We start from the raw sequence: 23,356 nt of genomic DNA on the forward strand, positions 1-23,356 counted from the left end.
CGCCGCCGCCGCTGCGGAAGTGAACGCCCCGGTCGAAGAGGCCAAGAAGCCCGCCGCCAAGAAGGCCGCGGCTCCGAAGGCCGAAGGCGAGACCAAGGCTGCGCCGAAGAAGGCCGCCGCCAAGAAGAAGGACGAAGGCGCGGCCGAGTAAGGGCCCGTCTTCTGCAGGATTAGGAGAGCACCATGGCTCACAAGAAATCGGGCGGCTCCTCGCGCAACGGGCGCGATTCCGCTGGTCAGCGACTTGGCGTGAAGAAGTTCGGCGGCGAAGCGGTGCTCGCCGGCAACATCATCGTGCGTCAGCGCGGCACCAAGTGGCGTGCGGGCGACAACGTGGGCGTGGGCAAGGACCACACCCTCTTCGCGCTCTGCAACGGCGCGGTGAAGTTCGTGACCAAGCATGACGACCGAACCTACGTGACGGTGGTCCCGGCCATGGAGACGAACGCTAGCTAAGCGGAACCTCCATCTCCGGTTCCGCCCCAGACAAACAGGCGGATCCGGACACAAGACTTCAAGCGGGGAGTCCGGAACGCCGGGCTCCCCGCTTTTGTTTTTGGGCCTCCGCCAAGGGGGTCCGGGAGGGTTGAGAACATGTGCGCCATCGAAGTGATGTCCCAAGTCACCCCCGTTATCGCGACGGAGCGGCTGATCCTGCGCGGCCCCGTGCGGGGCGACGAGACCGCCATCGCCCGGCTCGCCGGCGATCCCTCCGTGGCCAACCAGACCGCCAGCATGCCTCACCCCTTCTCCGACGCCGACGCCGAGGCCGCGATCGAACGCTCGTTCGCCCTCGACTGGGGCGAGGAGGCGGAGTTCGCCATCGAGCACCGCAACTTCGGCCTGGTGGGCATGCTCGGCTTCAAACCCAGCAAGCTCGGCCGGGCGGAGCTCAACTGCTGGATCGGCCGGCCCTATTGGAACCGCGGCTACGCCACCGAGGCGGTGCGCGGGGCGCTGAAGTGGGTCAAGCGCGACTGGCGCCGCCGCCTGGTGGTCGCCGGCCACTTCGCCGACAACCCGGCCTCCGGCCAGGTGCTGTGCAAGGCGGGCTTCCTCTACACGGGCGACGTGGAGATGAAGCCGGCGCCGGCCCGCGGCCGCGAGGTCCCCACCCGCATGATGGTGTGGCTGGCGTAGGCCCCAATTCCTCTCCCCGAGCGCCTGTCCCGGCGCGCGGGGAGAGGAAGATTGTGATAACGGCGTAGCGATGAAGTTCCTCGACCAGGCGAAGATCTATATCCGCTCCGGCAACGGCGGCGCGGGAGCCGTCTCGTTCCGGCGGGAGAAGTACATCGAGTACGGCGGCCCGGACGGCGGCGACGGCGGCAAGGGCGGCGACGTCTGGATCGAGGCGGTCGACGGGCTGAACACCCTGATCGACTACCGTTACCAGCAGCACTTCAAGGCCGGCACCGGCGAGCACGGCATGGGCCGCAACCGCCACGGCGCGGGCGGTGCGGACGTGGTGCTGCGCGTGCCGGTGGGCACCCAGGTGCTCAGCGAGGACAAGGAGACCCTGCTCGCCGACATGGACGAGGCGGGCAAGCGGCTGCGCCTGCTGAAGGGCGGCAACGGCGGCTTCGGCAACACCCACTTCAAGGGGCCGGTGAATCAGGCCCCGCGCTTCGCCCTGCCCGGTCAGGAGGGCGAGGAGCAGTGGATCTGGCTGCGCCTGAAGCTGATCGCCGACGTCGGCCTCGTGGGCCTGCCCAACGCGGGCAAGTCGACCTTCCTGGCGGCGGCCAGCGCCGCCAAGCCGAAGATCGCCGACTATCCGTTCACGACCCTGGCCCCGAACCTCGGGGTGGTGGACCTGTCCTCCGGCGAGCGCTTCGTGCTGGCCGACATCCCCGGGCTGATCGAAGGAGCCAGCGAAGGCGCGGGCCTCGGCACCCGCTTCCTCGGCCACGTGGAGCGCACCGCCGTGCTGATCCATCTGGTCGACGCCACCCAGGACGACGTCGTCGGCGCCTACAAGACCGTCCGCCAGGAGCTGGCGGCCTATGGCGAAGGCATCACCGACAAGCCGGAGCTCCTGGCGCTGAACAAGATCGACGCCCTCGATCCGGCGACGCGCAAGGAGAAGGCCAAGGCCCTGAAGAAGGTCGCCAAGACCGAGCCCCGGCTGGTCTCGGGCGTCTCCGGCGAGGGCGTGACCGAGCTGCTGCGCGCCGCCTTCGCCGAGGTGCGCCGCCGCCGCGCGGCCGAGGCCGGCGAGGTCATCGACGAGGACGAGGACGAGATCCAGACGACGCCCGGGGGCTGGACGCCGTGAGCGGTCTCGCCAAGGCCAGGCGCATCGTCGTCAAGGTCGGCTCGGCCCTGCTGGTCGGCCAGGGCGGCCAGGCCGACGCGCACTGGCTGCACGCCTTCGCCGCCGACGTGGCGCGGCTGCGCGCCCGGGGCCAGCAGGTGCTGGTGGTCTCCTCCGGCGCGGTGGCGCTGGGCCGCCGGCGACTGTCGCTGCCCAAGCGGACCCTGACCATGCCTGAGAAACAGGCCGCCGCGGCGGCCGGGCAGTCGGGCCTGATGCGCGCCTGGGAAGAGGCCTTCGAGCCGCACGGCGCGGCCTGCGCCCAGGTGCTGCTGACCCGCGACGACACCGAGACCCGGCGGCGCTGGCTGAACGCGCGGGCGACGGTGGACACCCTCCTCGACCTCGGCGTCATCCCGGTGATCAACGAGAACGACACGGTGGTGACCGAAGAGATCCGCTACGGCGACAACGACCGCCTGGCGGCGCGGGTGGCCCAGATGATCGGCGCCGACGTGCTGGTCCTGCTGTCCGACGTGGACGGGCTCTACACCGCCGACCCGCGCAACGACCCCGAGGCGCAGCACATCCCGCGGGTCGCCCGGCTGACTCCCGAGATCGAAGCCATGGCGGGCGGAGCCAACGCCGGCGCGGGCGTCGGCACGGGCGGCATGGCCACCAAGCTCGCGGCTGCGCGGATCGCCAGCGCGGCGGGCTGCGCCACCGTCATCACCATCGGCCACCGGCCCTCGCCGTTGGCGGCGCTGGAGGCGGGCGAGCGGGCGACGGTGATCGAACCCTCGACGACGCCGGCGGCGGCCTACAAGGCGTGGATCGCCGGATCGCTGGCCCCGGCCGGGACCCTGGTGGTGGACGCCGGCGCGGCAACCGCGGTGGGCAAGGGCAAGAGCCTCCTGGCGGCCGGGGTGAAGCGCATCGAGGGCCGCTTCGACAAGGGCGATGCCGTGGTGGTGGTCGACGAGCAGGGGCGCGAGATCGCCCGCGGCCTCGTCCGCTACGAAGCCGAGGACGCGGCGCGGATCTGCGGGCTGAAGTCCGACGCCATCGAGCCGGCGCTGGGCTACACGGCCGGGCCGATGATCCACGCCGACGATCTGGCCCTGGGACAACTGCACGCGGCTGAGTGACTGCGGCGCACTACGGGTGCTAAGGCTCAAGTTGAGCATATGGTGGGAGCGATGGACGACGGCGGGGCCCGGCTGAAGGCGGAGACGCCGCCCACGGGGCGGCTGGAAGCGCTCGCGCCCGGCCAGGCGATCCCCTACGGCGGCGACCGGGTGGCCTATGTGACCCCCGAGCTCGCCCAGGCGTTCAAGGCCGGCGACCAGCTGGTGGTGGATTCCGAGACCGGCGCCCTGCTGTACGTGCCGGCCGCCGAGCAGGTGATCGCCGCGGCGGCGGTGACCCGGGCGCGCGAGGCCTTCGCCCAGATGGCCGCCGTCCGCGACGACCAGATCAGCTTCTTCTTCGACGCTTTCGCCGCGAACCTGGCCAACAACGCCAAGTGGTCGGATATCGAGGCGGCCAACGCACGCGACGTCGAGAGCGCCCGGGCCCGCGGCCGCTCGACCACCCGGCTGCAGGTCAGCCAGGCCATGCGCGACGACATGGTGGCCGGCCTGCGCGCCTGGCGCGACGCAGCGGCCTCGCGCGGCCGGGTGCTGGAGCGCATCGAGCACCCCGGCTGGAGCGTCGAGCAGGTCGTGGCGCCCCTGGGCGTCGTCGGCTTCGTCTTCGAGGGCCGGCCCAACGTCTTCGCCGACGCCACCGGGGTGATCCGGGCGGGCAACACGGCGGTGTTCCGGATCGGCTCCGACGCGCTCGGCACGGCCAAGGCGATCATGAAGATCGCGCTGGAGCCGGCGCTGAAGGCGGCAGGCCTGCCAGAGGGCGCGGCCGTTCTGGTGGACTCCGCGGCCCACGCCGCCGGCTGGGCGATGTTCGCCGACAAGCGGCTGTCCTTGGCCGTGGCGCGGGGATCGGGTCCGGCCGTGGCTCAGCTGGGCGCCATCGCCCGCGCCGCCGGCACGCCGGTGAGCCTGCATGGCACGGGCGGCGCCTGGATGGTGGCCGACCAGAGCGCCGATCCGCACCGCTTCTACGCAGCGGCCTACCACTCGCTGGACCGCAAGGTGTGCAACACCCTGAACGTCTGCTGCATCGTCCGCAGCCGCGCCGAGGAACTCGTGCCGGTGTTCCTGGAGGCGCTGACGCGGGCCGGCGAGCGGCGCAAGGGCTGCAAGCTGCACGTGGCCCAGGCCGACATCTCGCTGCTCCCGCAGGACTGGCTGAGCGCGGCGGTCACCGTGGTCCGCGCCGAAGGCCCGCGCGAGGAGCCCCTGGTCGAGCTGATCGAGGATGCGGACCTCGGCCGCGAGTGGGAGTGGGAGGAGACGCCGGAGGTCAGCCTGAAGATCGTCGACTCCGTCGGCCAGGCGGTGCAGCTGTTCAACCGGCACAGCCCGCGCTTCGTCGCCAGCCTGATCGCCGAAGACCCAGAGGCGCACGCGCGCTTCTACGAGACCATCGACGCGCCGTTCGTCGGCGACGGCTTCACCCGCTGGGTGGACGGCCAGTACGCCCTCAACCGGCCCGAGCTCGGCCTCTCGAACTGGGAGCAGGGCCGCCTCTTCGCCCGCGGCGGGGTGCTGGCCGGCGACGGCGTCTTCACCGTCCGCGCCCGCGTCACCCAGACCGACACCGACCTCGACCGCGGCGGCCAGGCGGCCCCGCCGCGGCAGGCCTGAGCCGGACCCGACGCGCAGCATGTGGTTCGCCGGCCCCGCCCGACGCCTGCCCGCCGCCGGCCGCAAGGGCGCGCTACGCCTGGGGCTGCACCTGGAGCCCGGCATGCGGGTCGGGCTGTTCGGCGGCTCGTTCAATCCCGCCCACGAGGGTCACGCCCACGTCGCCGAGACCGCCAGGCGGCGCCTGGGCCTCGATAAGGTGATCTGGCTGGTCTCGCCGCAGAACCCGCTGAAATCCAGCCACGAGACCGCCGACCTCTCGCACCGGCTGGCGGGCGCGCGCCGCCTCGCCAACGAGCGCGGGATGATCGTCTCCGACGCCGAGACGCGGATCGGGGCGCAGTACACGATCGACACCGTGCGCGCCCTGCAGGCGCGCTATCCGCGGGTGAAGTTCGTCTGGATCATGGGCGCCGACAGCCTGGCTTCCTTCCACCGCTGGCGCGGCTGGACCCAGATCATGCGCGAAATTCCGGTGGCGGTGGTGTCGCGCCCGTGGATCGCGCTCAAGGCCCGCTACGCCCCGGCTGCGCGGCGTTTCGCCCGCTTCCGCCGCCCCTCGTCCCAGGCCCGCCTGCTCCCGGGCGCCAAGCCGCCGGTCTGGGTCTTCCTGCGCGGCCCCTTCAACTTCCAGTCCTCGACCGCCTTGCGGGAACGCCAGCGCCGACCCACGTCCTGAGCCTCGCGATCTGACGTGTTCGTGAGGGCGGCTGACCCGGGCCCCAGATCCGTGTTAGGGTTAGTCCGAGCGAGGATTTCAAAGGAGCACCCCGCTGCAACGTAAGACCGCGCCCCGCGCGCAAGAGACCTCCGCCCCGCCCCCGGCGGTGAGCGCCGAAGTCTCGCAGGACGACCAGAGTCGCACGACCGCTCTGGAGGACCTGATCCTGGCCCGCCTCGATGACGACAAGGCCCAGGACGTCGTGTTCATCGATCTCAAGGGCAAGAGCGCCGTGGCCGACGGCCTGATCGTCGCCTCGGGCCGTTCGCACCGGCATGTCGGCGCCATGGCCGACCACCTGCTGCGGACGCTCAAGGAAGAAGGCTATGGCCGCGCCCGGGTGGAAGGCCTGCCGCACTGCGACTGGGTGCTGATCGACACCGGCGACGTCATCGTCCACCTGTTCCGGCCCGAGGTCCGCAGCTTCTACAACATCGAGAAGATCTGGTCGGTGGAGCCGCCGGCGCAACGCGCCGTCAGCTGATCGCGCCGGTTCGACCGTAGACTTACCGCCCCTCGCCGATCACCATGCCCGGCGGGAGGAAACGCCATGTCCGAAACGCTTTCGCATGAGCTGATGGACCTCACCGCCGGTGAGCTCGCCGAGGCCCTGGCGAGCGGCAAGGTCAGCGCGCTCGAGGCGACCGAGGCGGCCATCGCCCGCATCGAGGACCGCGACCGGGCGATCAACGCGGTGGTGGTGCGCGACTTCGAGCGCGCCCGCGCCCAGGCGAGGGCCGCCGACGCCGCCCTTCGCCGCGGCGAGCGGCGGCCGCTGCTGGGCGTGCCCATGACGGTCAAGGAATCCCACAATGTCGGCGGGCTGCCGACCAACTGGGGAAGCCCGGCCTTCAGCGGCTGGACCGCGCCGGAGGATTCCGTCGGCGTGGCGCGCCTGAAGGCGGCGGGCGCGGTGATCCTCGGCAAGACGAACGTGCCGCCGTTCCTGGCCGACTGGCAGGCGACCAATCCGGTCTATGGCCGCACGGTCAACCCATGGGACCCGACCCGCACGCCGGGCGGATCGTCCGGCGGATCGGCCGCCGCCCTGGCGGCCGGCATGGTCCCGCTGGAGTTCGGCTCCGACATCGGCGGTTCGATCCGCGTGCCGGCGGCCTTCTGCGGGGTCTACGGACACAAGCCGAGCTACGGCCTCGTGCCGGGCCGCGGCCACGCCCCGCCGGGGCTCGACGGGATGCCGCCGGCCCTGGCCTGCGTCGGCCCCCTCGCCCGCAGCGCCCTGGACCTGCAGCTGGCGCTCGACGTCCTGGCCGGGCCCGACGAGATGGAGGCGGTGGGCTACCGTCTCGAGCTGCCGGCGCCGCGCCATGCGACCCTTGCCGGTCATCGCGTGCTGGTGCTCGAAGAGCTGCCCGGCGTGGCGCTCGACGACGAGGTGCGCGCGGCCCTGGCGGACCTTGCGAGGCGGCTCGACGACCTCAGCGCGGAGGTGGCGCGGGAGAGCGACCTGCTGCCCGACCTCGCGCAGGGCCGCGAGATCTACATGGGCCTGCTGAACACCACCCTGAGCCGCGGCGCGCCCGGTGCGACGCCGATCGACGCCCACGCCTGGATGGGGCTGCAGGACGGCCAGCTCGCCCTGCGCCGCCGTTGGGCGGAGCTGTTCGGCGAGTTCGACGTGGTGCTGGCGCCGGCGTTCGGGACGGTCGCCTATCCGCACGTCGAGGAACAGGATCCGCAGAAGCGCACCCTGCTGATCAACGGCAAGCCGACACCCTATTTCGACCAGCTCGGCTGGCCCGGCGTGCCGCTGGTCGCCAACCTGCCGGCCACCGCCGTTCCCATCGGCTTCACCCGCGGCGGCCTGCCGATCGGGGCGCAGATCATCGGACCCTACCTGGAGGACCGGACGACGATCGGCTTCGCCGCCCTGCTCGAACGGGAGTTCGGCGGTTTCCGCGCGCCGCCGCCGCTTTGAAGATCGCCATCGTCGCCATCCATCGCCTGGGCCGCGGCCCCGAGGCCGAGCTCGTCAGGCTCTACGCCGAGCGGGCGACCGCGGCCGGCCGCGCCCTCGGTCTCGGCCCTGTCGAGATCCTCGAAGTGGAAAGCCGCAAGCCCGGCAAGGCGGCGGAAGCCGAGGCCCTCAAGCCGCATCTCGAGGGCGCCCACCTCGTCGCCTGTGACGAGCACGGCAAGGCCATGGCCTCGCGCGACTTCGCCGCCGAGATCGGCCGGCTGCGCGACCAGGGCGTTCGCAGGCTCGCCTTCGTGATCGGCGGGGCCGACGGGCTGGACGCCTCGCTCCTGGAGGCCGCCAAGACGAAGCTCGCCTTCGGGCCGCAGACCTGGCCCCACGCCCTGGCCCGCGCCATGCTGGCCGAACAGGTCTATCGGGCGGTCTCCATCCTCGCCGGTTCGCCGTATCATCGCGACTGATGACCGCCGCCCGCTTCTGGATCCCCGCAAGCCTGGCCGCCCTCATAGTGGGCGGGATCGCGCTCGCCGAGACGGCCGAGCGGCTGGCGCGGCTGAACGCGGAGGAGACCGAGCTTTCCGCCGAGCAGGCGCACAACATGAGCCAGCTCTCGCGCCTGCTGTCGGTGCTGGAGCAGCTCAAGCGCGACCCGCCGCCAGCCCTGCTGGTCTCGCCGCGCGACGCCAAGGACGCCGTCCGGGCGGCGATCCTGGTCAAGGCGATGACGCCGGAGCTGCAGGCCCGCGCCCGCGGCTACGCCCAGTCCGCCGGCGAGATGATGCGTCAGCGCCGGCTGGCGGCGGTGGAGAGCGAGGCGCTGTTCACCCGAGACAGCGAGGCGGCCGAGGCCAAGGCGCCGCCGGCCACGCCCGAGCTGTCGCTGCGCGGCCCACAGGCCGAGGCGCCCTTCCCCACCCGCGCGCCCGAGGCCCTGTTCCGGCCGACGCCGGGCGCCGTCGTCCGGCGGTTCGGCGATCCCCTGGCGAGCGGCGGCAGGGCAAACGGCGTGACCTTCGCCGCGCCCAAGGGCGCCCAGGTCGCCAGTCCGGGCGCCGGGCTGGTGCAATACGTCGGCCCCGTGAAGGGCTGGGGCGTGATCTTGATCTTAAGACTCAGCGGTGGATACCATCTGGTCCTGGCAGGCCTGGATCGTTCGTCCGTTTCGGTCGGACAATCCGTCGCGGCGGGTCAGGCTGTCGGATGGATGCCGGATGGTCGACAATCCACTTCGGAACTCTACATCGAGGTCCGGGACCAAGGCTCTCCAGTCGATCCGGCGCGGTGGCTGAAGGTCAATGCGGGCTAAAGGGGCTCGTATCATCGGCGGCTTGGCCGCACAGGGAGCCTCTTGAGGCGATGAAAAAGTACCTCCTGATCGGCGTGTCCGCTTTCGTGCTCGGCGCGGGATCCATGGCCTACGTCTCGAGCCACGCCCTGGCGTCGGCCGAGCCGCGGGCCAAGACGTACCGCATGCTCGGCCTGTTCGGCGACGTGCTGGACACCGTCGAGCACCAGTATGTGACAGAGGTCGACGACACCAAGCTGATCCAGGCGGCCATCGACGGCATGCTGACTTCGCTCGATCCGCACTCCGGCTACCTCGACCCCGAGAGCTTCGGCGAGATGCGCGACCAGACCCGCGGCGAATACGGCGGCCTGGGCCTCGAGGTCACCAGCGAGGACGGCGTGGTCAAGGTGATCTCGCCGATGGACGACAGCCCCGCCGCCAAGGCCGGGGTGAAGCCCGGCGACTACATCACCGCCGTGAACAACGAGTCCGTGCTCGGCCTGTCGGTCAACGACGCGGTCAAGCAGATGCGCGGCAAGCCCGGCGAGGCGGTGACCCTGACCATCGCCCGCGAGAAGTCCGATCCCTTCGACGTGAAGATCGTCCGCGAGGTGATCAAGACCAAGACCGCCAGCAGCAAGATGGACGGCGAGTACGGCGTGCTCCGCATCTCCTCCTTCGGCGAGAAGACGACCGACGAGGCGACCGAGGCCTTCAACAAGCTGAAGACCCAGAACCCCAATATGAAGGGGCTGATCCTCGACCTGCGGCGCAATCCGGGCGGCCTGCTCGACCAGGCGGTCGGCGTCTCCGACCTGTTCCTGGAAGGCGGCGAGATCGTCTCCCAGCGCGGCCGCGATCCGCGCGACGTGGAGCGCTACAACGCCCGTCCGGGCGACATCACCAACGGCATGCCCATCGTGGTGCTGATCGACAGCGGCACGGCCTCGGCCGCCGAGATCGTCGCCGGCGCCCTGCAGGACCGCAAGCGGGCCCAGATCGTCGGCCTGACCAGCTTCGGCAAGGGTTCGGTGCAGACCGTGATCCCGCTGCGCGGCGGCATGGACGGCGCCCTGAAGCTGACCACGGCGCGCTACTACACCCCCTCCGGACGTTCGATCCAGAAGACCGGCATCACCCCCGACCTGGAGGTGGCGGCGACCAAGGACGAGGCGCAGGCGATCGCCAACCGCGCCTTCCAGTTCTCGGAAGCCTCCTTCAAGAACGCGCTCAACTCGCAGGACGGCAAGACCCGCGTGGCCGCCCACGAGCCCGCCGAGGCGCCGCCGGAAGGCTTCGACACCAAGAAGGACTTCCAGCTCGCCCGTGGCGAGGACGTGCTGCGTTACGGCTCGGTGGCGGCGACGCCGAAGCTGCCGAAGCCCACGGCGAAGCTGGCGGAAATCATCAACACCAAGGCGCGCGTCGCCGAGGTGAAGCCGCCGGTCCAGAAGTAAGGGGCGGCAAGCCCCCGTTAACCATATCGGCGGAGGCTCCTTTCGAAGGAGCCTCCTAGCTTGGCCAGCATTGCGCTTCCCCGCCTGACCGCCCCCAAGACGGGCCTCGCCAAACGCCAGCTCGGGCTGGCCGGGGCGGGGCTCCTGTTCCTGGCCGCGCTCGCGGGCCTCGTCTTCCTCCTCGGCCCGATGACGTCCGGCCCGCCGCATGTGCGCGAGCCGCTCTATCCCTACCTGCGCCACGCGCCGGTGGGCTGGCGCGAGGCCCTGGCGCCGGCGGCCGGGTCGCTGACGGTGACCGAGGACATCGTCCGCCTCTCGGAGCGTCCGCTGAGCGCGGCGGCCGGGATCACCTGGAACTCCGGCGCCTCCGCCAAGCCCGTGGCCGGGGCCCTGCCCGCCGCGCCGATCGCCGGCCTCTATGCGCCGGGTCCGGGCGGCCCGCTGCCGATCATCTCCGCCGATGGCCGCACGCCGTTCGACGGCTACAAGCGCCCGTTCGTCTCCAACGGTCGGCCCAAGGTCGCCCTGGTGATCGGCGGGTTGGGCCTGAACGCCCGGGCGACCCGCCAGGCGATCGAGACCCTGCCGCCGGAGATCACCCTCTCCTTCGCCCCCTATGCCGAGGGCCTGCAGGGCTGGATCGACGAGGCGCGCGCCCATGGCCACGAGGTGCTGCTCGAGACGCCCATGGAGCCCATGGACTATCCCGACAACGATCCCGGCCCCTACACCCTGATGGCCGACGGCTCGCCGCCCGAAGTGGTGAAGAAGCTGGAGTGGGTGCTGTCGCGGGCCACCGGCTACTACGGCCTGACCAACTACCTGGGCTCGCGCTTCCTGGCCTCGCCGGCCGCCTATCAGGCCTTCGCCAGCGCGACGGGCGGACGGGGCCTCGGCTTCATCGACGACGGCTCGGGCGCCCGGCTCAACACCGGCAGCCTGCCGCGCGCTTCGGCCGAGCGGGTGATCGACGACCAGCTGAGCCAGTCGGCCATCGACCAGCAGCTGGCGGCGCTGGAATCGGGCGCCATGCAGAGAGGCCAGGCGCTGGGCGCCGGCTTCGCCTATCCTGTCACCCTCGAGAAGGTCGCCAAGTGGTCGGCCAGCATCGGCGAGAGGGGACTGCAGCTGGCGCCGGCCTCGGCGCTGGCGGTCCGGAGATAGATGGATCTTTCGAAGTATCGGCCCAACGTCGGCGTGGTCCTGTTCCACCCGGACGGGCGCGTCTGGCTCGGCAAGCGCGCGGGGACGCCGCCGCCCTGGTGCTGGCAGTTCCCGCAGGGCGGCGTCGACGAGGGCGAGGACCTGGAGGCGGCGGCGCTGCGCGAGCTCGCCGAGGAGACCGGCGCGGTGAGGGTCACGCGCCTCGGCCGGACCGACGGCTGGATCAGCTACGATTTCCCGCCCGAGGCCAGGGGCTCGAAGATCGCCCAGGGCTGGAAGGGCCAGAAACAGGTGTGGTTCGCCTATCGCTTCGACGGCGAGGAGGGCGAGTTCGATCTCTCCGGCGACGGCCATCCGGAGTTCGAGGCCTGGCGCTGGGGGCATCTCGCCGAGGCGCCGGGGCTGATCGTGCCGTTCAAGCGGCCGGCCTACGAGGCGGTGGCCAGGGCCTTCGAGAGCTTCGCGGCCCGGCCTAGCGCCTGAGGCGCTTCCAGCCGATGCGGACGAGCCCCGCCAGGGAGACGAGCGCCCAGGCGCCCTCCATGGCGGCGGCCGAGAGGTTGAAATCCTTGGCCAGCGACAACAGGATCAGGCCCGCGCCGACCAGGTTGGCGGCCAGGGACGCCGGGCGCTGCGGATCGAGCTTGCCCGCGGCGGCCGCGGCGTAGGCCACCAGAATGAGAAGGACGCCGCAGAGGCCCGCGGCGTCCGTCAGGGTCATTGGGGCAGGCTCACCGAGCCGAACTCACTGACCGGTGCGCTCCTGGTAGAAGAGCTGGCCGGTGTCGTAGCCCTTGTTCAGCGGGCTGTCGTCGGGCTTGCGCCAGGTCGTGAAGTTCACCGCCGTCGAGGCGTTGGACTCCAGGTGCTCCCAGGACTTCCGCACGCGCTTCACGCCGTCGGCGTCGACGGCCACGTAGTTGGCCTGCAGGATCAGCTCGGGCTTGTGCAGGAACGACCAGACGTTGATCGCCTTGACGATCGGCTCGTCCTGACCGACCGCGAAGTGGACCTCGGCGAGGCAGACGTCCTTGTTCACGCCCTGCGGGAAGACGGTGACGGTGTAGGCCCGGTCGCCGCCCAGCGGACCGACCCAGGTGTCGTCCCGGCGGTTCTTCTTGAGGCCGGCGGCGGGGGCGAGCTGCTCCAGCTTGCCGCCGCGGACCAGCGGCACACAGACCTTCTCGAGCACGTTCAGCACCACCGCGCCATCGCCGCTGGTCGGCAGGGCCGGCGGCGGGGCGGCCTCGGCCGCGGGGGCCGGGCCCGGGGGCACGCCCTGCGGCGCGGCGCCGGCGGGGGTGGCGGGCACGGCGGCCGGAACCGGCGAGGTCTGCGACAGCGGCGCCGACGATGTGGTGGGCGCGGGGGCCGAGGGCGGCGCGGCCGCCGGAGTCGGCGTGGAGGGCGCCGCGGTGACGGCGGGCGCCTGGGCATAGGCCGAGCCGGCGAGGCCGGCGGCGACGATCAGTGAAAGGTAAGCGGTGCGCATGGACGTTTCGGACCCCTGGGTTCCCGGCGCGCACTAAACTTAAGCACGGCGAGGTGCGCAAGGCCTGAGCGCGTCTGCTTGGCGGCGAATTTACACGCCGCATAATACGACAACGCCGGACCGGGGGGCGCCCGATCCGGCGGCAGAGAATTCAGTCCCTTAGGCCGCTTCCGTCGCGTGCTCGGCGAGGATGGTGAGACCCTCGGGCGTCACGTCGGCGAAGCCGCCGCGCACGTCGTAGGCGGTGACCCGCCCGCCATTGTGCACGCGGACCTGGCCCTCCTTGAGCGCCGTCATGAACGGCGCGTGGCCGGCCAGGACGCCGAAGTCGCCTTCCGACCCCGGCGCGTCGACTTGGTCGACCTCGCCGGAGAACAGTTCGCGCTCCGGCGAGACCAGGGAGAAGTGGAGCTTGTCGGCCATCGGCGCTTAGGCTTCCGCGGCCAGCTGCTGGGCCTTCTCGATCGCCTCCTCGATGGAGCCGACCATGTAGAAGGCGGGCTCCGGCAGGTGGTCGACCTCGCCGTCCACGATCGCCTTGAAGGAGCGGATGGTGTCCTTCAGGTCGACGAACTTGCCGGGCTGGTTGGTGAACTGCTCCGCCACGTGGAACGGCTGCGACAGGAAGCGGGTGATCTTCCGGGCGCGGGCGACGACCAGCTTGTCGTCTTCCGACAGCTCGTCCATCCCGAGGATGGCGATGATGTCCTTCAGCGCCTTGTACTGCTGCAGCACCTCCTGCACCCGGCGGGCGGTGGTGTAGTGCTCGTCGCCGATCACCAGCGGGTCGAGGATCCGCGAGGTGGAGTCCAGCGGGTCCACCGCCGGGAAGATGCCCTGGGCGGCGATGTCGCGCGACAGAACGGTGGTGGCGTCGAGGTGGGCGAACGAGGTCGCCGGCGCCGGGTCGGTCAGGTCGTCGGCCGGCACGTAGATGGCCTGGACCGAGGTGATCGAGCCCTTGTTGGTGGAGGTGATGCGCTCCTGCAGGTTGCCCATCTCGGTGGCCAGGGTGGGCTGATAGCCCACGGCCGAGGGGATGCGGCCCAGCAGAGCCGACACTTCCGAGCCGGCCTGGGTGAAGCGGAAGATGTTGTCGATGAACAGGAGCACGTCCTTGCCTTCCTGGTCGCGGAAGTACTCCGCCTGGGCCAGGCCGGTGAGGGCGACGCGGGCGCGGGCGCCCGGGGGCTCGTTCATCTGGCCGTAGACCAGGGTGCAGCGGGAGTTGCCGCCGCCGCCGGCCTGGTTCACGCCGGACTCGATCATCTCGTGGTAGAGGTCGTTGCCTTCGCGGGTGCGCTCACCGACGCCGGCCAGCACGGAGTAGCCGCCGTAGGCCTTGGCGATGTTGTTGATGAGCTCCTGCATCGTCACGGTCTTGCCGACGCCGGCGCCGCCGAACAGGCCGATCTTGCCGCCCTTGGTGTAGGGGCAGAGCAGGTCGACGACCTTGATGCCGGTGACCAGCACTTCCGGGGTCGTGGACTGTTCGGCGAAGGACGGGGCTTCCTTGTGGATCACCGAGACGGTGTCGGCCGAGATCGGGCCGGCCTCGTCGATCGGCTCGCCGATGACGTTCATGATGCGGCCGAGGGTGGCCGGGCCGACGGGCACGGTGATCGGGCCGCCGGTGTCGGTCACCGCCTGGCCGCGGGTCAGGCCCTCGGTGGTGTCCATGGCGATGGTGCGGACGGTGTTCTCGCCCAGGTGCTGGGCGACCTCGAGCACCAGGCGGAACGGCTGGCCGGTCCGCTGGTCGGTGTTCGAGGTCTCGAGCGCGTTCAGGATCGCCGGCAGGTGGCCGTCGAACTCCACGTCGACGACGGCGCCGATGACCTGGACGATGCGGCCGGAGGCGACGCCCTTGGCGACGAGGGCCTTGCTGGCGGAAGCCTTCGGGGCCGCCGGCTTCTTGGCGGGAGCCTTCTTGGCGGCGGTCTTCTTGGCGGGAGCTTCAGACATGACGGGCTCTTCTTCCTAGAGCGCCTCGGCGCCGGAGATGATCTCGATCAGCTCCTTGGTGATCTGCGCCTGGCGGGTGCGGTTGTACTGCAGGGTGAGGTTGGCGATCATGTCGCCGGCGTTGCGGGTGGCGTTGTCCATCGCCGTCATCTGGGCGGCGAAGAAACCGGCCTGGTTCTCCAGCATGGCGGAGAACACCTGGGTGGTGATGTTCCGCGGCAGCAGGGTCTCGAGGATGCTCTCCTCGTCCGGCTCGTACTCGTAGGCGGCGCCCTTGAGATCGACCGTCCGGCCGCCCTCGGCCACCTCGGCCGGGATCAGCTGCTTCACGGTCGGGACCTGGCTGACCACCGACTGGAAGCGCGAATAGATCAGGCTGACGACGTCCGTCTCGCCGGCTTCGAAGATCTCGCGGATCTTGGCGGCGATCTCCTCGGCCCGGTCGAGCGAGGGGTTGCCGCCGGCCTCGAAGACCTCGACGAAGCGGTCGCCGAACAGGCGGCGCAGCTGGTCGCGGGCCTTGCGGCCGACCACGATCACCCGCACGTCCTTGCCCTCGGCGAGGAGGGACTGGATGCGGTCGCGCGCCGTGCGGACGATGGACGAGTTGAAGCCGCCGGCCAGGCCGCGGTCGGCGGTCGCCACCACCACCAGGTGACGGCGATCCGAGCCCGTGCCCACGAGCAGCTTCGGCGCGCCGGGGCCGGAGACCCCCGCGGCCAGGTTGGCGATGACGTTCGCCATGCGCTCGGCGTAGGGCCGGGCGCTCTGGGCGGCGTCCTGCGCACGGCGCAGCTTGGCCGCCGCCACCATCTGCATCGCCTTCGTGATCTTCTGCGTGGCTTTCACGCTTCCGATCCGATTGCGCATCTCCTTGAGGCTGGCCATCGCCGGCTACTCAGCTCCGTCGTTCAGGCCAGGATCAGGCGAAGTTGTCGGAGAAGGACGCGAGCGCGGCCTTCAGGCGGTCTTCCACCGGGCCGAGGTCCTTCTTGGTGCGGATCTCGTCGAGGATGTCCTGGTGCTTGGCGTGCAGGAAGGAGAGCAGCTCGCGCTCCCAACGGCCCACGTTGGCGGTGGCGATCTTGTCGAGGTAGCCGCGGGTGCCGCCGTAGATCACGGCCACCTGCTCCTCGACGGCCAGCGGCGCGTACTGGGGCTGCTTGAGCAGCTCGGTCAGGCGCTCGCCGCGGGCCAGCATGCGCTGGGTGGCCACGTCGAGGTCGGAGCCGAACTTCGCGAAGGCGGCCATTTCCCGGTACTGGGCGAGCTCGCCCTTGATCGGGCCGGACGCGGCCTTCATCGCCTTGATCTGGGCCGAGGAGCCGACGCGCGACACCGAGATGCCGACGTTCACCGCCGGGCGGATGCCCTGGAAGAACAGGTCGGTCTCGAGGAAGATCTGGCCGTCGGTGATCGAGATCACGTTCGTCGGGATGTAGGCCGACACGTCGTTGGCCTGGGTCTCGATGACCGGCAGGGCAGTGAGCGAGCCGGAGCCGTTGTCGTCGTTCAGCTTCGCCGCGCGCTCGAGCAGGCGGCTATGCAGGTAGAACACGTCGCCCGGATAGGCTTCGCGGCCCGGCGGGCGGCGCAGCAGCAGCGACATCTGGCGGTAGGCGACGGCCTGCTTGGAGAGGTCGTCATAGATGATCACGGCGTGCATGCCGTTGTCGCGGAACCACTCGCCCATGGCGCAGCCCGCGAAGGGCGCCAGGAACTGCAGCGGGGCCGGCTCCGAGGCGGTCGCCGACACCACGATGGTGTAGTCGAGGGCGCCGCGCTCCTCGAGCGTCTTGACGATCTGGGCGACGGTCGAGCGCTTCTGACCGACGGCCACGTAGATGCAGTAGAGCTTCTGGCTCTCGTCGCCGGCGGCGTTGACCGCCTTCTGGTTCAGGATGGTGTCGATCGCCACGGCGGTCTTGCCGGTCTGGCGGTCACCGATGATCAGCTCGCGCTGGCCGCGGCCGATCGGGATCAGGGTGTCGATGGCCTTGAGGCCGGTCTGCACCGGCTCGTGCACCGACTTGCGCGGGATGATGCCCGGCGCCTTGACGTCCACGCGGCGGCGCTCGGCCACGTTCTGGATCGGGCCCTTGCCATCGATCGGCTCGCCCAGCGGGTTGACGACACGGCCCAGCAGGCCCTTGCCGACCGGCACGTCCACGATCTCGGAGAGGCGGCGGACTTCGTCGCCTTCCTTGATGGCGCGGTCTTCGCCGAAGATCACGACGCCGACGTTGTCGCGCTCGAGGTTCAGGGCCATGCCCTTCACGCCGGCGGAGGGGAACTCCACCATTTCACCGGCCTGGACGTTGTCGAGGCCGAACACGCGGGCGATGCCGTCACCGACCGACAGCACCTGGCCGACGTCGGAGACGTCGGCTTCCTCGCCGAAATTGGCGATCTGCGACTTGAGGATGGCCGAAATCTCGGCGGCGCGGATATCCATGGGCTTACGCTCTCTTCAGGGCGAATTTCAGAGAATCGAGCTTCGAACGGAGCGAAGCGTCGAACAGACGGGAACCGACCTTCACGCGGATGCCGCCGAGGAGGGCGGGATCGACGCGGGTCGAGATTTCAGGATCCTTGCCTAGCGCCTGGCGCAGGGCCGCGGCCACGCCCTTGGTCTGGGCGGCGGTCAGCGGGATCGCGGTGGTCACCTCGGCCGACACCGCGCCGCGCGCCTTGGCCGCGAGGGCCTCGAAGGCGGCGATCACGGCCGGCAGGGCGCTGGCGCGGCCGTTCGCCGCAAGCAGGCCCAGGAATTTCTTGGTCACGCCGTTGAACTTCGCCTTCACGGCGATCGCCGACAGGGCCTTGCCCTTGTCCTCGGCGTTGAACGCCGGCGACGCGAGCAGGACCTTCAGGTCCCGGCTCTCGGCGAGGGCCTTCTTCAACGACTTCAGGTCGGCCTCGACGGCCGCCACTGCGTTCTGTTCGGTCGCGAGGTCGAACAAGGCCTGCGCATATCGGCCGCCTACGTTCGACGCGTTGGATTCGTCCGCCACTTAATCTCGTCCGCCCGGTCGGTATGACTAAGCCGCTGCGGAAGGCGCCGCGGCGACTAAAGGCTTGAAAGCGCTTGGAAAAAGCACATCAGGCTAAGGGGCCTTAACGACCCCGGCCCAAAGCCGCGCGCCTGATAGCACGCGACCTGACGCCTCGCAACACAAGGGGACGGGGCGCCGCAGCGTAATGCTCACACTCTTTGTTATTTCGTCGCGGAGCGGGATCGAAACGCTGGCCGGAATGCGGCGGAACATTGGCCGAGCGTGGCTGGTTTGCGCCGGGCCTAGGCCGCCGCCCCACTTTGGGCCGTGGCCCGACCCGCGAGCCCGTCATGACCGACAGCCTCTCCATCGCCCTTGTCGACGACTACGGCCCCGAGCAGGGGCTGATCACCACCAACCAGATGACCGACGATCCGACGCCGGTGGTGCGCGTCTGGCTGACCACCAGTTCCGGCGCGGCGATCCAGGCCGGGGAGACGATCAAGGTCAGCGACATGGGGACGGACGTGGGCCAGGCGGCGGTCAGCGCCGACGACGTCGCCCGCGGCTATGTCGACGTCGCCGCCCATTACGTGAAGTCCGACCTGCAGCCCTTCACGGTCGGCGCCTACGACAGCGGCGGCGCGCAGGTGGCGAGCGGGACCCTGCAGTTCGACCTGGCGCCGACGAGCGGCGTCCTGCGCACCGACATGACCGACGGCGGTCATACGGTGAGCTACACCTTCAACAGCAGCATCCCGTTCTACACCGCCCTCGTCCAACGCTACGACCCGGCGGGCCACACGGTCGGCCAGATGTTCATGGGCCAGTACGAGAGCGGCCAGCCGAGCGACTATTCCATCACGCCCCTCTACGGCGGGAACTCCGTCGCCCTGTTCCTGGACGGCGACCATTTCACGAACCGCAAGGGTCCGGTCGTCGACGCTCACGGCGCGGTGCTGACAACCATCACCACCGGCTTCAACGCCGTGGCGACGGCGGGCGCGGCCGGCGGCTTCCTCACCAACTGGGTGGACGTGGTCAGCACCGGCGACACCATCCTGCACACCTACGACAACGCCGGCGTCTCCATGTCGAACGACCTGCACATGCTGGGGCCCGTCACTTCTGTGGTGGCCGAGGCCGGCGGCAGGATCGACGTGAACTGGGACGACTTCGGCGCCAGCCGGACGCTCGTCCTCGACCCGCTGCACGCCAGCGCCCTGACCGGTCCGGCGCCCACCTCGCTGAGCGCCTGGGACGATTACGGGCCCCAGATGGGTCAGATCACGACCGGCGGCACGACCGACGACGCCACCCCGACGTTCCGCGTCGCGGTGCGCGAAGCCGGCGAGGTGGTGGTGAGCCTGAGCCATGAAAGCAGTTCCATCCGCACCGAGGTCCACACCACCGACGCCGACATCGCGCGCGGCTATGTGGAGGTGACGATGAGCGCCGCCCAGGGCGACGGCGCCTATGCCGCGTCGGCCCGCTTCCTGGACGCCGACGGCCTGACCACGCCGCGCGCGGACACCAGCTTCACCCTCCAGACCTCCCCGCCGCCTTCCGGCGGCCAGGTGCTCCGGGGCCAGGACGGCGGCTCCAACCTGCAGGGAGGATCTGGCGACGACACCCTGATCGGCGGCTCGGGTCCGGACACCATGACGGGCGGCGGCGGCGGCGACCACTTCGCCTGGAACGCCGTTCCCTACAGTCCCGGCCACGTCACCGACTTCACCGACGGAACGGACCGTCTGGACCTCTCGGCGCTGCTCTCCGCGGCGAACTATTCCGGCTCCGATCCGGTGGCCGACGGCTATGTGAAGCCGATCGACGACGGGTCCGGCAATACCTGGATTTATTTCGACCGGGATGGCCACGGCTCCGGCGACCCGTGGGGGAGCTTCGTCACCACCCTCGACCATGTCCCGGCCAGCCAGATCACCAGCGCCGACCTGGTCGGCGGCACGTCGACCAGCCCGCCGCCCCCGCCGCCGCCCGCCGCCGGCGGACAGGCGCTGCAGGGCGAGGCGGGCGGCTCCGATCTCGCCGGCGGATCGGGGAACGACACGCTGACCGGCGGGCCCGGCCCCGACACCATGACGGGGGCCGGCGGGGCCGACCATTTCGCCTGGAACAACCTTCCCTGGAGTCCCGGGCACGTCACGGACTTCACCGACGGGACGGACCTGCTCGACCTGACAGGCCTGCTCTTCGCCTACCACTACTCAGGAACCGATCCCGTGGCCGACGGCTGGGTCAAGCCCGTCGACGATGGGCACGGGAACACCTGGCTCTACTTCGACACCGACGGGCATGGTTCGGCCGACCCGTGGGGTTCGTTCATCGCGACCCTCGACCACGTCCCGGCCAGCGCGATCACCCGGGACGACCTGGTGGGCGGCAACCCGACCAGTCCGCCGCCGCCCAATGGCCAGGGCGTCGTCCTGTCGGGTCAGAACGGCGGCTCGAACCTCACCGGCGGCCCGGGGAACGACACCCTCGACGGCGGCACGGGGCCCGACACCATGACGGGCGGGGCCGGGGCGGATCAGTTCGTCTGGAACCCGCTGCCCTGGAGCCCTTCGCGGATCACGGATTTCGCGGACGGGACGGACCACATCAACCTGTCGGGCCTGCTGGCCGCCTATCACTACCAGGGCAGCGATCCGATCGGCGACGGCTACGTCAGGCTGGTCGACGACGGTCAGGGCGACACCTGGCTCTATTTCGACACCGACGGCCACGGTTCGGCGGATCAGTGGGGGACGTTCCTCGCCACGATCGACCACGTCCCGGCCTCGAGCCTGTCGGCTTCGGACTTCATCTTCACCTGAGATCAAGCGTCACCGCGATCTCGCCGATGTGATTGCGGCGACGCTCCCGGACGGGCTTGGCCATAGGAACCGGCCCCTCCGTGGGCGGTTCCAAGTGGCGGAGAGACGCGCTCCGCCGCGGGGGCGGGCGTGGTCGAGTAAACCGAGTGCTGGGGGCGCCCCTTAGATGACCTTGTCCACGCCGACCGCCGATGGCGGCCACGTCGAATCCTGGCTCGACACCAGCGGGCCCAATGTCCTTCACGCGCAGAAGTACGACGCGGCGGGCGCCAAGCTCGGCGCCGAGCTGACCTTCAGCTACCGCGTCAGCGGCCCCTATGACGTGGAAGGCCTCAGCAACGGGGGCTACGCCGTCGTCTATTCGGCGGCCTCGCCCGGCGGATCCTGGGGCGAGATCAGCATCCAGGGCGCCGACGGCGCCACGACCGCCCACTCGAGCACGGCGGCGGGAACCGACTTCCACCTGACCGCCGGCTCCGACGGTGGGTTCCTGGTGGACTTCCACGGCATCCTGCCCGACAGCGGGCTCGACGCCTCGACGCCCCTGCTCGAGTTCTACGACGCCGCCGGCCACAGCCTGAACTACGGCCACATCCAGCTCGCCGGACAGATCACCTCGATCACCCCCGGCGCGGGCGGCGACATCGCGGTGAACTGGAGCGACGGCGGCACGATCCGCACCCTCACCTTCGACCCGCACACGGCGGGCAGCCTGTCGACGCCGGCGAAGCCCGGCGTGACCGTCATGGACGACGTCGGCGCCCAGACCGGCGCCCTGGCCAACGGCGCGACCACGGACGACGCGATCCCGACCGTGCGGATCAGCGTCGCCCAGGCCGGCGAGGCCTTCGTCGAGTTGGACAAGGGCGTGGCCCACTACGACAACCAGGGCGGCGGGATCGCGATCACGCCGGACGACGTCGCGCGCGGCTATATAGACATCACCCTGCCGACGTCTGGCGACGGCGACTACACCGGCTGGGTGCGCGTCACCGACGCCTCCGGCTCGGCCAGCTATCCGGTGGGTTTCGGCTTCCATCTGCAGACCGCCGCCGCCGCGACGACGAGCGGCGGTCAGGTGCTGACCGCCAGCCAGGTCGGGGCGACCCTGGTCGGGGGCGCGGGCGACGACACCCTCAACGCCAGCCAGGGGCCGGATCGCCTGACCGGCGGCGGCGAGCACGACGCCTTCGTCTTCGCCCACGCCCCCTGGGCGCCGGCGGAGATCACCGACTTCTCGCTCGGGACCGACCGGCTGGACCTCTCGGGCCTGTTCCGCGACGCGGGCTCCGCCGGCGCCGATCCGGTCGCCGACGGCTATGTCTGGCTCATGGACGACGGCCAGGGCGGGACCCAGGTGCTGTTCGACAAGGACGGCCACGCCAGCGGCCAGCAATGGCCGGACTATGTGATCCACCTGGACGGGGTCGCAGCCTCGGGCCTCACCTGGGCCAAGCTGTCGGGAACGGCCAGCGCCAGCAGTCCGGTGGGCGATCCGCCCCCGCCGCCGCCGCTGGTCGGCGGCGACCAGACGCTGCAGGCCTCCGACGGCGGCTCGACCCTGATCGGCGGGGCGGGGAACGACACCCTGACCGGCGCGCACGGGCCGGACGTGATGACCGGCTCCGGCGGCGCCGACCACTTCGTCTTCAAGGTCCTGCCCTGGAGCGCGGCCGAGATCACCGACTTCACGGCCGGGACCGACAGGATTGACGTGGCGGGGCTGCTAGCCGGCGCCGGCTATTCGGGCGCGGACCCGATCGGCGACGGCTACGTCAAGCTTATCTACAACGGTTCGGGCGGAAGCTGGCTCTATTTCGACAGCGATGGCCGCGGCTCGGCCGATCCCTGGGGCAGCTTCGTGGCGACCCTCGACCACGTCTCTCCCGGCGCCGCCACCGCCCAGGACTGGATCTTCCACTGAGGGCGGCATTGCCGGATAAAAGAAGGGCGCCGGACACCGGCGCCCTTTTCAGGTGCAGCGCTCGACAACGGAGCCGCTGGGGAGAACTTGAAAGCCTTACTGCTTGGCGAGCGCGGTCTTGGCCGGCGCCGCGGCGTTGCACTCGGTGACGCGCGCGTCGTCGAGCGCCTTGCGGGCGCTGAAGCTGGCGACGGCGCCGACCTTGGAGGCGATGGCCTTGCAGGTGGAGGTGGCGAAGGTCTGCGAGGTCGGGGCGTTCGCCACGCACGCGTCGCCTTCACAGACGAACATCGCGCCGCCGGCGATGAACTTGGTCTTTTCGGCGACCGGAGCTTGCAGCTTGGCGGTCACCGGCTCCGACGCGAAGGCGGCGGTGGCGGACAGGGAGACGAGGGCGGCGCAGGCGGCCGCAAGGGTTTGGAGCTTCATGAAGAGCCCTCCAGCGGTTCAGGGAGATGACGTTGCTCAAGATCGGGCAGCGGCTCAGTCCGCCGCGTGGATCGACGCCGGTTATCCCCTCCGGCGACGCACAACGAACTGAGCAT

The 23,356-nt window shown here is 70.6% G+C and carries 23 protein-coding genes; 15 read left to right on the forward strand and 8 right to left on the reverse strand.

Translation table 11 applies throughout. From position 1 onward, the window contains the following. The first annotated feature begins 183 nt into the window (after positions 1-183). From rpmA to DJ017_RS01695, 13 genes are all read left to right on the forward strand, one after another. Complete coding sequence (gene rpmA, locus DJ017_RS01635; protein WP_111527072.1) at positions 184-456, forward strand: 50S ribosomal protein L27; 273 nt, start codon at positions 184-186, stop codon at positions 454-456. A gap of 138 nt (positions 457-594) precedes the next feature. Then, positions 595-1,140, forward strand: coding sequence for a GNAT family N-acetyltransferase (locus DJ017_RS01640; RefSeq protein WP_111527073.1), 546 nt, complete (start codon positions 595-597; stop codon positions 1,138-1,140). A 70-nt stretch (positions 1,141-1,210) separates the two neighbouring features. Then, entirely contained in the window at positions 1,211-2,278 is a 1,068-nt protein-coding gene (gene obgE / locus DJ017_RS01645) for a GTPase ObgE (protein WP_111527074.1), read from the forward strand. Next, a complete protein-coding gene (proB, locus tag DJ017_RS01650) occupies positions 2,266-3,405 on the forward strand; it encodes a glutamate 5-kinase (RefSeq protein WP_111529921.1) in 1,140 nt (379 codons plus the stop codon). Before obgE ends, proB begins: the two co-directional genes overlap by 13 nt. Positions 3,406-3,456: 51 nt before the next feature. Then, complete coding sequence (locus DJ017_RS01655; RefSeq protein ID WP_111527075.1) at positions 3,457-5,025, forward strand: aldehyde dehydrogenase family protein; 1,569 nt, start codon at positions 3,457-3,459, stop codon at positions 5,023-5,025. A gap of 19 nt (positions 5,026-5,044) precedes the next feature. Beyond that, complete coding sequence (locus DJ017_RS01660) at positions 5,045-5,704, forward strand: nicotinate-nucleotide adenylyltransferase (RefSeq protein WP_111527076.1); 660 nt, start codon at positions 5,045-5,047, stop codon at positions 5,702-5,704. A 148-nt stretch (positions 5,705-5,852) separates the two neighbouring features. Next, positions 5,853-6,230, forward strand: coding sequence for a ribosome silencing factor (gene rsfS / locus DJ017_RS01665; protein ID WP_111527077.1), 378 nt, complete (start codon positions 5,853-5,855; stop codon positions 6,228-6,230). Between the two features lie 66 nt (positions 6,231-6,296). Next, positions 6,297-7,685, forward strand: coding sequence for an amidase family protein (locus DJ017_RS01670; protein WP_111527078.1), 1,389 nt, complete (start codon positions 6,297-6,299; stop codon positions 7,683-7,685). After that, on the forward strand, positions 7,682-8,146 hold the full coding sequence (gene rlmH, locus DJ017_RS01675; protein ID WP_111527079.1) for a 23S rRNA (pseudouridine(1915)-N(3))-methyltransferase RlmH: 465 nt from the start codon (positions 7,682-7,684) through the stop codon (positions 8,144-8,146). The genes DJ017_RS01670 and rlmH overlap by 4 nt, the downstream gene beginning before the upstream one ends. Beyond that, a complete protein-coding gene (locus DJ017_RS01680) occupies positions 8,146-8,991 on the forward strand; it encodes a murein hydrolase activator EnvC family protein (protein WP_111527080.1) in 846 nt (281 codons plus the stop codon). The genes rlmH and DJ017_RS01680 overlap by 1 nt, the downstream gene beginning before the upstream one ends. A 50-nt stretch (positions 8,992-9,041) precedes the next feature. Beyond that, complete coding sequence (locus DJ017_RS01685; protein WP_111527081.1) at positions 9,042-10,430, forward strand: S41 family peptidase; 1,389 nt, start codon at positions 9,042-9,044, stop codon at positions 10,428-10,430. 60 nt (positions 10,431-10,490) lie between these two features. Continuing rightward, positions 10,491-11,597: a divergent polysaccharide deacetylase family protein gene (locus DJ017_RS01690; RefSeq protein WP_319417938.1), complete on the forward strand. Its 1,107-nt coding sequence runs from the start codon at positions 10,491-10,493 to the stop codon at positions 11,595-11,597. Continuing rightward, positions 11,598-12,080: an RNA pyrophosphohydrolase gene (locus tag DJ017_RS01695; protein WP_111527082.1), complete on the forward strand. Its 483-nt coding sequence runs from the start codon at positions 11,598-11,600 to the stop codon at positions 12,078-12,080. It abuts the gene before it with no gap. Here the strand turns inward: DJ017_RS01695 and DJ017_RS01700 are convergent. The 7 genes from DJ017_RS01700 to DJ017_RS01730 all read right to left on the reverse strand — a co-directional run bounded on the left by DJ017_RS01700 (position 12,070) and on the right by DJ017_RS01730 (position 18,068). Beyond that, positions 12,070-12,318, reverse strand: a complete 249-nt coding sequence (locus DJ017_RS01700) for a CBU_0592 family membrane protein (RefSeq protein ID WP_111527083.1) — start codon at positions 12,316-12,318, stop codon at positions 12,070-12,072. The genes DJ017_RS01695 and DJ017_RS01700 overlap by 11 nt on opposite strands. A gap of 24 nt (positions 12,319-12,342) precedes the next feature. After that, positions 12,343-13,089 carry a hypothetical protein gene (locus DJ017_RS01705; protein WP_111527084.1) on the reverse strand — a complete coding sequence of 249 codons (747 nt, stop codon included), beginning with the start codon at positions 13,087-13,089 and terminating at the stop codon, positions 12,343-12,345. A 159-nt stretch (positions 13,090-13,248) separates the two neighbouring features. Further along, positions 13,249-13,512, reverse strand: a complete 264-nt coding sequence (locus tag DJ017_RS01710) for an ATP synthase F1 subunit epsilon (RefSeq protein ID WP_111527085.1) — start codon at positions 13,510-13,512, stop codon at positions 13,249-13,251. Between the two features lie 6 nt (positions 13,513-13,518). Further along, positions 13,519-15,054 carry a F0F1 ATP synthase subunit beta gene (gene atpD / locus DJ017_RS01715; protein ID WP_111527086.1) on the reverse strand — a complete coding sequence of 512 codons (1,536 nt, stop codon included), beginning with the start codon at positions 15,052-15,054 and terminating at the stop codon, positions 13,519-13,521. A 15-nt stretch (positions 15,055-15,069) separates the two neighbouring features. Then, positions 15,070-15,942, reverse strand: coding sequence for a F0F1 ATP synthase subunit gamma (locus tag DJ017_RS01720; RefSeq protein ID WP_111527087.1), 873 nt, complete (start codon positions 15,940-15,942; stop codon positions 15,070-15,072). A gap of 34 nt (positions 15,943-15,976) precedes the next feature. Next, positions 15,977-17,509 (reverse strand): F0F1 ATP synthase subunit alpha, encoded by a 1,533-nt coding sequence (atpA, locus tag DJ017_RS01725; protein WP_111527088.1) that lies wholly within the window; start codon positions 17,507-17,509, stop codon positions 15,977-15,979. Between the two features lie 4 nt (positions 17,510-17,513). Beyond that, positions 17,514-18,068, reverse strand: coding sequence for a F0F1 ATP synthase subunit delta (locus DJ017_RS01730; protein ID WP_111527089.1), 555 nt, complete (start codon positions 18,066-18,068; stop codon positions 17,514-17,516). 332 nt (positions 18,069-18,400) lie between these two features. Between DJ017_RS01730 and DJ017_RS01735 the strand changes: the two genes are divergently transcribed. After that, a complete protein-coding gene (locus tag DJ017_RS01735; protein WP_111527090.1) occupies positions 18,401-20,887 on the forward strand; it encodes a type I secretion C-terminal target domain-containing protein in 2,487 nt (828 codons plus the stop codon). Between the two features lie 166 nt (positions 20,888-21,053). After that, a complete protein-coding gene (locus DJ017_RS01740) occupies positions 21,054-22,811 on the forward strand; it encodes a type I secretion C-terminal target domain-containing protein (protein ID WP_111527091.1) in 1,758 nt (585 codons plus the stop codon). A gap of 96 nt (positions 22,812-22,907) precedes the next feature. On the opposite strand, the gene DJ017_RS01745 is transcribed toward DJ017_RS01740, so the two are convergent. Then, positions 22,908-23,240, reverse strand: coding sequence for a CC_3452 family protein (locus DJ017_RS01745; RefSeq protein ID WP_111527092.1), 333 nt, complete (start codon positions 23,238-23,240; stop codon positions 22,908-22,910). Positions 23,241-23,356: the final 116 nt, after the last annotated feature.

Source organism: Phenylobacterium soli (assembly GCF_003254475.1).
GTDB classification, from domain to species: Bacteria; Pseudomonadota; Alphaproteobacteria; order Caulobacterales; family Caulobacteraceae; genus Phenylobacterium; species Phenylobacterium soli.